At 40.4% G+C, this 13,039-nt stretch carries 11 protein-coding genes and 1 other RNA gene; 3 read left to right on the top strand and 9 right to left on the bottom strand.

Going from position 1 to position 13,039, the window contains the following annotated elements:
* Window positions 1-186: 186 nt before the first annotated feature.
* The 4 genes from L5B71_RS02755 to L5B71_RS02740 are packed head-to-tail and all read right to left on the bottom strand — an operon-like array spanning window position 187 to window position 4,464.
* A complete protein-coding gene (locus L5B71_RS02755) occupies window positions 187-1,356 on the bottom strand; it encodes an FAD-dependent monooxygenase (RefSeq protein ID WP_265756859.1) in 1,170 nt (389 codons plus the stop codon).
* Window positions 1,353-2,564, bottom strand: a complete 1,212-nt coding sequence (gene ubiH, locus L5B71_RS02750; RefSeq protein WP_265756858.1) for a 2-octaprenyl-6-methoxyphenyl hydroxylase — start codon at window positions 2,562-2,564, stop codon at window positions 1,353-1,355. Before ubiH ends, L5B71_RS02755 begins: the two co-directional genes overlap by 4 nt.
* Window positions 2,565-2,590: 26 nt before the next feature.
* Window positions 2,591-3,907, bottom strand: coding sequence for a Xaa-Pro aminopeptidase (gene pepP, locus L5B71_RS02745; RefSeq protein WP_265756857.1), 1,317 nt, complete (start codon window positions 3,905-3,907; stop codon window positions 2,591-2,593).
* An 11-nt stretch (window positions 3,908-3,918) separates the two neighbouring features.
* Window positions 3,919-4,464: a YecA/YgfB family protein gene (locus L5B71_RS02740; protein WP_442780738.1), complete on the bottom strand. Its 546-nt coding sequence runs from the start codon at window positions 4,462-4,464 to the stop codon at window positions 3,919-3,921.
* 196 nt (window positions 4,465-4,660) lie between these two features.
* Here L5B71_RS02740 and L5B71_RS02735 point away from each other — a divergent pair, with 196 nt between their 5' ends.
* The 3 genes from L5B71_RS02735 (at window position 4,661) to L5B71_RS02725 (ending at window position 5,850) form a co-directional block, all read left to right on the top strand.
* Entirely contained in the window at window positions 4,661-4,969 is a 309-nt protein-coding gene (locus tag L5B71_RS02735) for a cell division protein ZapA (RefSeq protein WP_265756855.1), read from the top strand.
* Between the two features lie 95 nt (window positions 4,970-5,064).
* A non-coding RNA gene (ssrS, locus tag L5B71_RS02730) (6S RNA) lies at window positions 5,065-5,259 on the top strand.
* Window positions 5,260-5,274: 15 nt separating this feature from the next.
* Window positions 5,275-5,850 carry a 5-formyltetrahydrofolate cyclo-ligase gene (locus L5B71_RS02725; protein ID WP_442780732.1) on the top strand — a complete coding sequence of 192 codons (576 nt, stop codon included), beginning with the start codon at window positions 5,275-5,277 and terminating at the stop codon, window positions 5,848-5,850.
* A 73-nt stretch (window positions 5,851-5,923) separates the two neighbouring features.
* Here L5B71_RS02725 and L5B71_RS02720 read toward each other — a convergent pair whose 3' ends face one another.
* From L5B71_RS02720 to glnE, 5 genes are all read right to left on the bottom strand, one after another.
* The gene (locus L5B71_RS02720) at window positions 5,924-7,000 is read right to left on the bottom strand and encodes an extracellular solute-binding protein (protein ID WP_265756853.1); all 1,077 of its coding nucleotides are present in this window, start codon (window positions 6,998-7,000) and stop codon (window positions 5,924-5,926) included.
* Between the two features lie 136 nt (window positions 7,001-7,136).
* Window positions 7,137-7,904, bottom strand: coding sequence for a spermidine/putrescine ABC transporter permease PotC (potC, locus tag L5B71_RS02715; RefSeq protein WP_265756852.1), 768 nt, complete (start codon window positions 7,902-7,904; stop codon window positions 7,137-7,139).
* A complete protein-coding gene (gene potB / locus L5B71_RS02710) occupies window positions 7,904-8,764 on the bottom strand; it encodes a spermidine/putrescine ABC transporter permease PotB (protein ID WP_103855555.1) in 861 nt (286 codons plus the stop codon). The genes potC and potB overlap by 1 nt, the downstream gene beginning before the upstream one ends.
* The gene (potA, locus tag L5B71_RS02705; RefSeq protein WP_265756851.1) at window positions 8,751-9,866 is read right to left on the bottom strand and encodes a spermidine/putrescine ABC transporter ATP-binding protein PotA; all 1,116 of its coding nucleotides are present in this window, start codon (window positions 9,864-9,866) and stop codon (window positions 8,751-8,753) included. The genes potB and potA overlap by 14 nt, the downstream gene beginning before the upstream one ends.
* Before the next feature lie 125 nt (window positions 9,867-9,991).
* A complete protein-coding gene (glnE, locus tag L5B71_RS02700; protein ID WP_265756850.1) occupies window positions 9,992-12,973 on the bottom strand; it encodes a bifunctional [glutamate--ammonia ligase]-adenylyl-L-tyrosine phosphorylase/[glutamate--ammonia-ligase] adenylyltransferase in 2,982 nt (993 codons plus the stop codon).
* Between the last annotated feature and the right edge of the window lie 66 nt (window positions 12,974-13,039).

The following is a 13,039-nucleotide window of genomic DNA, read 5'->3' as shown; positions in this document are numbered from 1 at the left end:
AATAAAGATTAAATGCGCTATTTAGGTAAAATGATCTCTATGAGAAAAAGTTGTCTAAGTCAGAATAAAGTCATTAAGCGGTTTGTGGTAAGTGTTGTTATCTGTAAGTTAGTTATCTAGGACAGCCCTATTTTTGATAATAAAAACGGTACGTTTATCGATATTCTATTTGTCAAATATATAGGGCTATACACCTAAACCTTGTCGAATGAGTTGTTCTTTTAATAAGCCTAATTGGTTGAGTGAGTTTAGTCCAATTCCTCGGATGAGTTTTTTTAATGCGGTATTGCCTGAGAAAATATCTTTTAACCCTTGCATTGCAATCAGCATTTTCACTGCTTCGGCTTTGCGAGTACGTTCGTAATAACGTAGGTTGCGGTATTCACCGATGTCTAAACCTAGGGCAAAATATTTTTCAATTTCTTGGGCGAGTAGTCGGGCATCTTGCAAGCCGAGATTTACCCCTTGCCCTGCCAGTGGGTGAATGGTGTGTGCGGCATCGCCAATTAGAGCGATACGGGGTTGGGCGAAGTTGCGTGCATAGCGCGCAGTAAGCGGAATGGCTTGGCGTTCGCTTTGGACTTCACATAATCCCAGCTGATTATCAAAGGCGATGCTCAGCTGTTTGTTGAATTCTGCTTGTTCACAGCGGCTAAGCTGTTTGGCTTGTTCTGGTGGAAGCGACCACACGATAGAACACAGATTTTCTTGATGTAATGGCAAGAATGCCAAAATGCTATCTGGAGCAAAAATCTGTCTGGCGCAGTGTTGATGTGGCTCTGCGGTTTTCACGTTACACACTAAGGCATATTGTCCATAATCGCGGAAAATCAATGGAATGTTGGCTTTTTGGCGTAACCAAGAATTAGCCCCATCAGCCCCCACAACCAGTTTGCCCACCAACATTTGCCCGTCTGTTAAGGTGAGGATGGCGGTGCTCTCGTTAATGCCCAAATGTTGCGCTGTTGCGTTGAAAATGTCCACATTTTCTTGTGTAGCCACTTGTTGCCACAGACTATGCTGAATGAGCTGATTTTCCACAATATGCCCAAGATGCGGAATGCCTAGGCCTTTGGTGTCAAATTCAATTTTGGCGAAACTGTCTTTTTCCCACACCAGCATTTTATCGTAGGCGGTGGCACGTTCAGCTTGAATGGTTTGCCACGCATTGAGCTCTTGCAATAAATGTTCGCTTGCAAGATTTAACGCACTGACACGATAAGCAATATTCGCTAAAGAAAAATGTGGCGGATTAGGTTCGATCAGAGCAATACGCATTGCGGTATTTTTTAATTTGGCGGTAATCGCAAGCCCAACCATTCCACCGCCGATAATAATCAGATCAAAATTTTTCATTCTGCTAACCACCCCAATGTTGGTTTGATAAATTGTTGTTTGAGTAAATGAGATTGTGCCATTGCCATTAGTCCTAAATTTCGTCCAATTTGTAGTGGCAATAATTCATTGGAAAAGAGAGAAACCAAGCCGTTGGTTAAGTTGATGAGCCTTGTTTGATCCCCTTGGCGTGCATTTTCATATTGGCTTAATAAAGAATAAGTACCGAGATCTTGCCCTTGAATAAAGGCTTGGCTTAACAATTTAGCCAAGCAAATCACATCACGCATACCAAGATTAAACCCTTGCCCTGCAATGGGGTGTAAGGTTTGTGCGGCATTGCCGACTAACGCGGTGCGGTGATGAATATGCTGGCTGGCTTGATATAACGCCAAAGGATAAGCAAAACGCTTGCCGCATTGTTGCAACTTGCCAAGCCGCCAGCCGAATTGTTGTTGTAGACGAGCGAGAAATGCTTCATCAGGCAATGCTATTAGCTCATCGGGCGATTTTACGCACCATACCAAAGACATTAAATTCTCTTGCAATGGCAGCAACGCCAGCGGGCCTTCCGTAGTGAAACGCTCAAAGGCACGTTGCTGATGTGGCTGTTGCGGCTGAATATTGGTGATAATGGCGGTTTGCTGATAATCGCGAAGTTTGTTGATAGCAATGTTGGCAGATTTCGCCACCAAAGATTGCGTGCCGTCTGCACCGATAATCAGCTGACAAGATAAAGTGCGGTGATTTTTTAACGAAATTTTCACCCGCACTTGATCAAATTGGATCTGCTCAATTTCCACTGGGGAAAAATAATCAATGTTGGCGTATTGCTTGATTGCGGTCAGCAAGATTTCTCCCACTGGTTGTAATGCGACCACCGCCCCCAGTTGTTTTAGCTGAAACTCATCAGCGTGAAATTCTATTAAGCCACTATGACCTTTATCAGAAACGTGAATATGCTCAATGGGGCAGGCAAGGGGCGAAATTTGTTGCCATAATGATTGTTGGTTGGGTAAATTGAGCTGCGCAAGTTGTTGGCAAGAACCTGCTGAAAGGGCAATACAACGGGCATCAAAACCGCTTTGCTGATGTTGCTGTGGCGCTTGTTTTTCTAATAACGCAATGCGCATTTTACCTTGGGTTTGCGCACTTAACGCTAAAGCAAGGGTACAGCCCACCATTGCGCCGCCCACGATAATCACATCATAATGCTCAATTTGTTCCATTATTGCCCCGTTTTACTTCATTGTTATTAAGCGTTATGTGCTGCCATCACTTGTTCAATTTCATCAATTTCTTTTGGTACGGCACTGGTTAGCACTTTGTTGCCATATTCGGTGATCACAATATCATCTTCAATACGCACGCCAATCCCTTTATATTGCTCTGGCACATCGGCATTGGTTGGAATATACAAGCCCGGTTCAACCGTCAGCACCATACCCACTTCTAATGGACGATCGCGTAATTTGCTGTCTTTTTCAAGGCTATAACGTCCTACATCGTGGACATCAATGCCAAGCCAATGGCCTAAACCGTGCATATAAAAGGCTTTGTAGGCTTCATCGGCGATCAGCTGATCGACTTCGCCTTGCAAAATACCTAAGCGTACCAAGCCTTCCACTTTAATGCGGATCACTTCTTGATTCACTTGCTGAATATTACTTCCTACTACTAAGGATTTTATGGCGTGCTTTTGTGCATTTAACACGATTTCATAAATTTCACGCTGAGCTTGGCTGAATTTGCCATTAACGGGATAAGTGCGCGTAATATCACCAGCGTAGTAAGCAAATTCACAGCCAGCGTCCACCAATACCAATTCGCCATCTTTCAAAGGCTGATCATTTTCGTTGTAATGCAGAATACAGCCGTTTTCACCGCCTGCGACAATGCAATTAAAGGACGGAAAACGTGCGCCAAAGCGGTTAAATTCGTGTAGTAATTCCCCTTCAATTTCAAATTCTAAGCGGTTTGGACGGGTTTGTTTCATCGCACGTAAATGCCCAAGTGCTGAGATTTGTCCCGCTTGTTGTAAAAGCGTAATTTCATTGGCAGATTTGATTAAACGCATTTCATCTACTATATCAGCCCAATCAAAAACTTGTGAAAATTGCACCGCACTTTTTTCCAACAATTTATTACCCCAAGGCTGGGCTTCAGGGTTATGGTAAAGTGCGGTAAAATTTTGGCTGATTTTTTGCCATTGTGTAGAAAAATCTTCAATGGAATAGGCTTCGTCTACGTTTAATTTAGCGACCGCCTTTTCTACCCCCAGACGGCGACCATTCCACGTTTCCATTAGGGGATCGCGAGGGCGTAAAAATAATATTGTGCGAGATTGTTGTGCGGTTTTGGTTAATACTAATATGGCATCAGGCTCATTAAAACCGGTCAAATACCAAAAATAGCTATCTTGGCGGAATGGATGATAGTTATCTTTATTACGTATTTGTTCTTGCGCTGAGAAAATGATTGTCAAACTGTTATCTGTCATTTGTGCTAGCAATTTTTCACGGCGTTGCACAAATTCTTGCTCGGGGATTTGGGCTAAATAAGCAAGATCCATTTTTGTTCTCCTTAATGTAATACGGTTTTTTGTGTGACTTGATAAGGACGATAATGGGCATAAAGCACAGCCACCAGCGTGCGAACATATTCCGCTACTTGTTCTAAGGATTCCGCCAGCTCTTCAGGATCGTCATCTTCTTCATAAGCCAACACGGCAATATTTTGCAGATCATCTAAGGCTTCGCCAATTTCACCCGTCTCTTTATCCATTTTTGCTTGCACTAAGCCTAAACCGAGCAAAAAGTTGCTTGTCCATTCTGAAAGGGCATCAATTTCGTTAAAAACATCACTATTTTCGGGCAAGAAAAGTTGAAAATTGAAGCTATCAATATCTTCTAAGCTATGCTGAACATCGTGGTAAAGTGCCGATACTTCTTTTAATAAAGCAGTGGGGTAGGCTTCCCCATTATTGGTAAATTCATTCATAAAAATCGGCCATTTTTGTTCATTCGCGCCGCCACAAATTAAGCCAGTGAGAAAGCCGTGCAATTCCGCTGCGGTAACAGGAATGGTGGCTTGACGGAGTTTTTGTTCTAATTCGTCATAACAGAGAATATCAGACATAATTTTTTCCTTTTGCTAAAGATAGGCGTAGTTTAGCACTGTTAGATTAAGCTCTCCACAATCAGGCGGATTTTTATGACGAAAAATATTTGCTATGGCATAATAGCACAGAAATATGATTGGCTAAAATGCCAGAAAAATCACCGCTCTTTATTTGTTATAAGCCAAATTGATTAAGCGAGGAATTATGTCATCTCAAAATAACAGCATTGAATTATCTGTATTAGGGCAAATTTTACGTTTGAATTGCCCAGTGGAACAGCAAGATGCTTTGCGTCAAGCTGCTCGTGCATTAGATCAAAGAGTTTCAGAAATGAAAGAACGGACAGGTATTTTACAATTAGATAAAGTACTTTCTATTGTGGCATTAAATTTAAGCTATGAGCTTTTACAACAAGAACAAAAAACGCTGATGATTGAAAATGCAGTAAGTACTCAAATTAAGCAGTTAGGCAGTTCATTACAAACTGTGTTAGCGCAGAAATTGAATGATTGATCGTTAAATTGGAGAAAGAATGGTATTTTGTCCAGTTGATAGAAAAATAAACTGGTCAAGCAAGATAAATTAGAGTAGTATAAAACTAATTTTAGTATTACCTGAGATGTTCGTCAGCGGGTTATGTCCCTGAGCCGATAACTACAATCTGATGAATCGGTTTCCTTTTGTTGGTGAGCAAGCTTACCTTGGTTTTTACCCTGATGTAAGAAGCCTAAAAACAATATAACTGATTCCCTTGAGCCTTCGGGTTCAAGGACTACCACTCGCAACGGCATCTTGGGTTTCTCTTTTTCTTATCAGTTATGAATGATTGCTTGATTTCTCAACAACGAAAAGCCATTCGCAAGCATATCCGCCAAGTGCGGCAGAATTTAAGTCCCCAACAACAATTTGAAGCAGAAAAGAACATTACACAGCAAGCTCTTCATTTTATTATGCAAAAAAAAGCCAGACGGATTGGTCTATATCTTTCTTTTGATGGTGAAATTTCAACAAAACAGCTTATTGAGAAATTGTGGCAACACGAGAGTGAAGTCTATCTGCCCTTGTTGCACCCATTTTCACCACATCATTTGCTATTTTTGCGTTATCAAGAAAATACGAACTTAGTAAAAAATAAATTTGGGATTCTTGAACCGAAATTAGATGTGCGAAATGTGCTGCCAACTGAAAAATTAGATATTATTTTTACGCCTTTAGTAGCCTTTGATAAGCAAGGAAATCGTCTGGGAATGGGCGGTGGTTTTTATGATCGTACATTACAAAATTGGCAACAGAAAAATTTTGTTCCTGTGGGACTGGCACACCAATGCCAACAAGTTGATGCGTTGCCGACAGAAAGCTGGGATATCCCTCTATTTACCATTCTTTCCGCTTAACTCCTTAGATGTAAACTAAAAAATAAAGCATAAAAAAGAACCGCACTTTTGTGCAGTTCTCATCGGTAGTGAATTATTTCGCTGCTTTTAGTTTTTGGTAATACTCTTCGTAGTATTGAACTGCATCACCTACATCATCTTGCCAGTGGCTGTTTTGTAGTATTTCAGCAGTTGGGTAGATAGCAGGATCTTTAGTGATCTCATCTGGAAGTAATTTTAATGCTTCAACATTTGATGTTGGGTAGCCGATTTCTTCCGTTAACTTCGCAGCAGTTTTCGCACCTAACATATAGTTAATGAGTTTATGCGCACCATCTGGATTTTTAGATGTTGCGGGAATCGCAAGTGTATCAACCCAAAGCACCGGGCCTTCTTTCGGGAATACCATATCTAAAGGTGCATTTTCTTTTTTCGCAATACGTACAGAACCATTCCATAGCTGACCTATATTGACTTCACCAGAAATAAATGAATTGGCTGGATTATCAGAATTGAATGAAAGCACGTTTGGACGCAATTTCAATAACTCTTCATAGGCTTGTTTGATGATCGCTGGATCTTGAGTATTTGGATCTTGACCTAATTTTAATAGGGCAATGTTGAACACTTCACGCGCATCATCAAGTAATTGTACTTTACCTGCGAATTCAGGTTTCCATAAATCCCCCCAAGAGGTGAAGTCAGAACCTTTGTAATCATTGGTGTTATAAGCAATACCTGGTGCGCCTAATAATTGTGGTAAAGAATATTTGTTACCTTTATCGTAAGGTTTGTCTAACCAATCTGGGTTTAATTCTTTAATAACAGGTAATTTGCTGTGATCTAATGGCATTAACATGCCTTCACGTGCCATTTTTGACACAAAGTAGTTTGAAGGTGCGATAACATCGTAACCGCCAGCTTCACCTTGTGTTTTTAATTTAGCGTACATTGTTTCGTTAGACTCAAGGCTTGAAACAATGACTTTGATGCCAGTTTCTTTGGTAAATTCGTCTAATAGACCATCTGGAACATATTCTGTCCAAGTGTAAAGATATACGGTGTCGTTAGCTGGTGCTTTAGTGTCCGCATTCTTTGTTTCTTTATCATTACAAGCTGTTAAAGTAACTGCGATCATTCCGGCTGTGAAAAGACCTGCAAATTTTTTCATTTCTATCATTCTCCTGTTAAGAGGGTTAGTGGTATATTTTGTTTAAACAAAATATGAATAAAAAACGCCCTGACAGCGTCAAGGCGTATTCTATTTTGTCTATTCTTATTTGTGAAGTATTATTTTACCTTTTGGGCTATTTATCTTTTTTCGCCACAACTTGGCTTAATATCACTAAAGCAAGCGAGAAGATAATCATAATGGTGGCAAGGGCATTCACTTCTGGCGTTACCCCTGTTTTTACCAATGAGAAAATTTTCAGTGGTAAAATTTCGTAGCTTACGCCACTTACAAAAGAAGATACCACCACATCATCAAGGGAAATGGTAAAGCTCAATAACCAGCCTGAAACAATCGCAGGAAGTGCAAGTGGCAAAATGATTTTACGCAAAATGGTCACTTCACTTGCGCCTAAATCTTTCGCCGCTTCAAGCATTTTAGCGTCAAATCCTTTCAGGCGAGAGAACACGGTTACTACTACATAAGGCAAACAGAAAGTAATATGCGCTAATAATAATGACCAAAACCCAAGCGAAATTCCTACGATCATAAATAATGCGAGAAAAGACACTGCCATTACAATATCAGGCGACATCATAACGATAAATAACATTCCGCTTACAGCCTGTTTACCGCGGAAACGATAGCGATATAACGCAATTGCTGTTAATCCACCTACAATGGTTGCAAGAGTTGCCGCAAAAAAGGCAATAGTCACAGAGTGAAACGCGGCTTGGATTAGGGTGTCATTATTAAATAAACGCTCATACCAATTCCAGCTAAAGCCTTTCCAGCTTAAGCCGTAGCGATCAGCGTTAAACGAATTGGTTACCAAAATGATAATTGGGATATACAAATAAGCGTACACCACCAACATAAATACATTACGCAGTAAACGACTCATTATTCCAACTCCATTTTCTTATTCATTAATTTACTTGCTTTGTAATAAACAAAGATGAGTAATGCCATTAAAATGGTCAAACCGATACTAATTGCAGAACCAAATGGCCAGTTACGCGAAATCAAGAATTCGCTCTTAATCACGTTACCCACAAGCAATACTTTCGCTCCGCCGAGCAAGTCTGCCACATAGAACATTCCCATTGCCGGTAATAACACTAATAAACAGCCCGCAATAATGCCCGGCATTGTGAGTGGAATAATTACCTTCACAAAGCGTTGGAAACTGTTCGCACCTAAATCTTTAGCCGCTTCTAATAAACGGTAATCTAATTTTTCGATAGCAGCGTATAATGGCAAAATCATAAATGGCAATAACAGATAGACTAAACCAATAATCACCGCCGCTTCCGTATTAAGAATACGAATTGGCTCATTGATAATGCCAAGTGTAAGCAAGGTACTGTTTAAAATCCCTTTTACACCAAGGAAAATTTTCATTCCATAAATACGAATTAGTGAGTTCGTCCAGAATGGCAATACCACTAAAAAGAGCAAAATCGGGCGATATTTTTCTTTAATTTTGCTAATCATAAAGGCAAAAGGGTAGCCAATGATTAAACAAATAATGGTCGCAATGCCTGACATATAAAGAGAATTCCACACCACTTGTGCATAAAGCGGTTCAAATAGCCGTGTATAGTTCTCAATGGTAAATGGTAAGGCATAAAAATCACTGCTATCACGGGTTAAAAAACTCACCGCAAGCACTAATAAGTTTGGTGCAAGTACAAAGAAAATTAACCACGCAAAAATGGTAGTAATGGTGATTTTTTGAAATCCAGAATTAGCTGTCTTCATCGTCTAACACAACCTCCCAGCCTTCGTGCCAAGTTAGGGCAACTTTTTGTCCTACGGAGTGATCAATGTGTGGATCATCTTCATTGAAGAATTCGCTAACTAACACTTTCATATTGTTATGATCAAGAATAATGCTCGATTCCAACGTCATACCTTTATAGTTACGATCAGAAACGTGTCCGATAATCGCCTTGGATTGTTCGTTTTCGTCTAATTCTTCAATCACAATATCTTCAGGGCGTAAAAGCACTTTCAAATGCTGATCAGGTTGAACCAGTAAATCCGTATAGATTTCACAAATACGTCCTTCTACATTAGCTTTTACGGTTTTTTCGCTTACGCGTTCAATCACTTTGGCGTTGAAAACATTAATTTCGCCAATGAAACGCGCCACGAATAAATTCTTCGGCTCTTCGTAAATTTCGCGTGGTGTACCATCTTGCTCAATGTTACCTTTATTCATCACGATAATACGATCAGACATTGTTAAGGCTTCTTCTTGATCGTGGGTAACGAAAATAAAGGTAATGCCTAATTGGCGTTGCAAGGCTTTCAGTTCATTTTGCATTTCTTTACGCAATTTATAATCCAATGCAGAAAGCGATTCGTCTAATAACAGCACTTTTGGCTTATTTACCACCGCTCTTGCAATGGCAATACGTTGTTGCTGACCACCAGAAAGCTGATTTGGTTTGCGATCTGCCATTTCTTCCAAACGAACCATACGCAAGGCTTCCATTACACGCGGTTTAATTTCCGCATTTGGCACTTTCTGCATACGCAAACCGAAAGCCACGTTTTCAAAAATCGTCATATGCGGGAACAGAGCATAACTTTGGAATACCGTATTCACAAAACGGCGTTCTGCTGGTACGTCAGTAATATCCTGACCATCCAGAATAATCTTACCGCCGTTAGGATCTTCTAATCCTGCAATCAAGCGTAAAACAGTGGTTTTACCACAGCCTGAAGGCCCTAAAATTGTCAAAAATTCGCCATTGTTAATGGTAAGATTTAAACCATTAATAATCGTTTTATCGCCATAAGATTTGGTTAAAGAACGAAGCTCAATAATCGGCTTGGTTTGAACTGGATTTTCCACTAGCTTTGGTTTTCTCCCTAACAAATTGGTTGAACAATTAACCTATAAAAATAAGTGTTAATGATATAGCGATCGCCTTGTAATTAAAAGTAAATAATCACATTTTCGATAAAATTTATGCAAAATTATTTGTTGAATAACTCGAGCCAAATTTCTTCAATAAACTTCCGTTCTGCTTGAAATTCTTGTTTGCTTACCACTGCTGGCATACCAAGTAAATTTAACTGATGAATACGGTTGCGCAGGCTGGTGTAGGCATTTTTTAATTGTTTAGAAACGTCACAACTTATTATCACTGCACTTTTGTTTTTTATACTTTGATTTTCCACATTTTTGATATCTGCCATTGATTCAAAAATCCGCACGTTATCCGACCAAGTGGTTAAGTTGGGATATTGTGGGGCATAAGCTAGCATCAAATATTGCGCGATAAATTCAATATCCGTAATTCCGCCTTTATCGGTTTTAATGTTAAATTCATCAGGATTGCTATTGGCAAGATGTTGATACATTTTCTCGCGCATTGCTTTCACATCTTCCTTGAGTTGCACAAGATCTCGTGGTGCAGCCAGCACCTTGTGGCGAATCTGCTCAAAGCGTTGGCGCAGGGCTGGATCGCCATAAACCGCGCGACTACGAACCAAGGCTTGTTTTTCCCACGTCCAAGCTTCATTCAGCTGGTAATTTTCAAAAGCACTTAATGAACAGCCAAGCAAGCCTGCATCGCCAGAAGGGCGTAGGCGAATATCCACATCATAAAGTACACCAGCGCTGGTATTCATACTAAAAATGCTGATGATTTTTTGGGCCAGTTTAAGATAAAACTGATTGCTATCAATCGCTTTTTTGCCACCTTGGGTTTGTCCTGTTCGGCTGCCGTCAAATAAGAATACTAAATCCAAATCCGATTTATAGCCCAGCTCAATGCCCCCCAGTTTGCCATAACCAATCACTAAAAAGCCTTTTTCATTAGGTGCAAGAAATTCAGGCACGCCAAAGCGAGTAGAAATCTGTTGCCAAGCTAAATTAACTACGGCTTCGATAATAGCTTCAGCTAAATAAGTAAGGTGGTCGCTCACTTTCATTACAGGTAATACCCCTAGAATATCTGCCGCCGCCACGCGTAACAAGGTACTTTGTTTAAATTGGCGCAGTGCATCAATGAATTGTTCTTCATCATCTTGCGGTAAACGGAGCAGATATTGCTTTAGTTCGTTGGCATATTCGCTGAAATGTGTAGGATTTAGTAACGCGTTACGATCTAACAATTCATCAAGCAAAATCGGGTGGCGTGCTACTTGTTGTGCTATCAGTTGCGATTGAGAACATAGCTCAATGAGCTGATTTAGCACTTGCGGATTTTCTACTAATAATTCCAAATAAGTGGTGCGTGTAAGAATTTTATCTACAATATCTAACATTCTTGGTAGTAAGGTTTCACAGGCTTGATGCTGGAAAATTTGTGCAAGTAGCATAGGTATTAATTTTACCAATACACCACGCCCTCTTGTACCAATAGCACGGCGAGGTAGTTCATTACAGAATTGAGTTAGCCGTTGTAAGTGCGGTGTGTTTTCGGTTAGTTTTATACCGTTTTGTTGCAAAATGAGCTGAATGTTTTCATCATTGAGATCGGGTTCTAAAAGATCATCCCATTGACTATTTTCTTGTATGGAAGTGAGATTTTCCTCACCAATTAATTGCGAAAAAACTGACCGCACTTTGTTTTGCTGAGATTCTAATAAGGCATAAAAATCAGCCCAGCTGGTTACTTTATTTTCCATTACAACAGGTTGTCTTTCATCGTCCCATTGAGTGTAACGTTGTATGGCAAAGATAAGACGTTGACGATCTAGATCTTTTTCAGGTAAAAGCTGTGTTTGTTTATCATCAATGGCTTGCAACACATTTTCTATACGGCGTAAAAATACATAGGCCTGCTGCAAATCTTGTTTTTCATTTTGGCTAAGCAAGTCTAATTTTTCTAATTCTGGCAAGAGATTAAGCAGAGAATGTTGCTGTAAGCAGATTTCACGTCCACCTCGAATAAGTTGGAAAACTTGTACGATAAATTCAATTTCACGAATTCCCCCTGCGCCAAGTTTGATGTTATCCACTAAACCACGGCGGCGCACTTCTCGCTCAATTTTGCCTTTCATTTCGCGTAGCGCTTGAATCACACTGAAGTCAATATAGCGGCGATAAACAAAAGGGCGGAGCAAATTTTGCAAGTTTTTCACATTCAGATCTTGCGGATCAGCACCTAAAATTCGCCCCTTAATCATCGCATAGCGTTCCCAATCTCGCCCTTGTTCTTGATAATATTGTTCCATCGCGGTAAAGCTCAGCGCTAATGCACCCGCTTCACCAAAAGGGCGCAGACGCATATCCGTGCGATACACAAAACCATCGGGGGTATATTGATCAAGGGCGTTGATAAGGCGCTGTCCAAGACGAGTGAAAAACACGCTATTTTCAATCGAACGCCTTGCTCCTTGGGTTTCCCCATTGGCAGGGTAGGTGAAAATGAGATCAATATCAGAAGAAAAATTTAGCTCAAATCCACCTAATTTCCCCATTCCTAAAATATAAAGTTGTTGCGGGTTGCCGTGCGCGTCCATTGGCGTTCCCATTTCCGCACAAGCGCGCTGATAAAGCCAATCCCGTGTGGCAATAATAATGGTTTCTGCCAGTTGAGAAAGGCGAATAAAGATCTCTTCTACTGTAGCAAGATTTAGGCTTTGGCACAGGCTAAGTTTCGCCATTTCACGGTGGCGAAAAAGACGCAGCTGGCGATACAGTTGTGCATCATCATTGACGCTTTCAAGCAAATCACGCAAGGCTTGACGATAATAGTCCCAATCTTCTAAGGTTGGGATCTGCTGCCAGCATTGGTGCAAAAAGTGCGGTTGTTTTTTTAAGGTTTCTGCCACAAAATCAGACATTGCAATGCCTTGCGCCAACTTGCCAATGGAACTTGTGGGATCATTTTTCTGCATAGCAAGTTGCGTGTAAATTTCTTCATTGTAGTGTTCGGGGTAATGTTGAATTAAACTCGCTGCCAGTGCTTGCAAGGTATCGTCAAGGTGGGGAACAGAAAATACCATAGCCTATCCTTATGAATAATTAACTTATTGCTAACTATAAAGAAATTTTGATAATTTTTAAACACA

Source organism: Avibacterium sp. 21-586 (genome assembly GCF_026226775.1).
Lineage (GTDB): Bacteria > Pseudomonadota > Gammaproteobacteria > Enterobacterales > Pasteurellaceae > Avibacterium.
This window is presented reverse-complemented; position numbering and strand designations above follow the sequence as displayed.

Bases quoted from the DNA above. Each gene is read 5' to 3' on its own strand.
- L5B71_RS02720 (WP_265756853.1), bottom strand. From the start codon at position 7,000: ATGAAAAAATTTGCAGGTCTTTTCACAGCCGGAATGATCGCAGTTACT.
- glnE (WP_265756850.1), bottom strand. From the start codon at position 12,973: ATGGTATTTTCTGTTCCCCACCTTGACGATACCTTGCAAGCACTGGCA.
- pepP (WP_265756857.1), bottom strand. From the start codon at position 3,907: ATGGATCTTGCTTATTTAGCCCAAATCCCCGAGCAAGAATTTGTGCAA.
- potB (WP_103855555.1), bottom strand. From the start codon at position 8,764: ATGAAGACAGCTAATTCTGGATTTCAAAAAATCACCATTACTACCATT.
- ubiH (WP_265756858.1), bottom strand. From the start codon at position 2,564: ATGGAACAAATTGAGCATTATGATGTGATTATCGTGGGCGGCGCAATG.
- L5B71_RS02725 (WP_442780732.1), top strand. From the start codon at position 5,275: ATGAATGATTGCTTGATTTCTCAACAACGAAAAGCCATTCGCAAGCAT.
- L5B71_RS02755 (WP_265756859.1), bottom strand. From the start codon at position 1,356: ATGAAAAATTTTGATCTGATTATTATCGGCGGTGGAATGGTTGGGCTT.
- potC (WP_265756852.1), bottom strand. From the start codon at position 7,904: ATGAGTCGTTTACTGCGTAATGTATTTATGTTGGTGGTGTACGCTTAT.
- L5B71_RS02735 (WP_265756855.1), top strand. From the start codon at position 4,661: ATGTCATCTCAAAATAACAGCATTGAATTATCTGTATTAGGGCAAATT.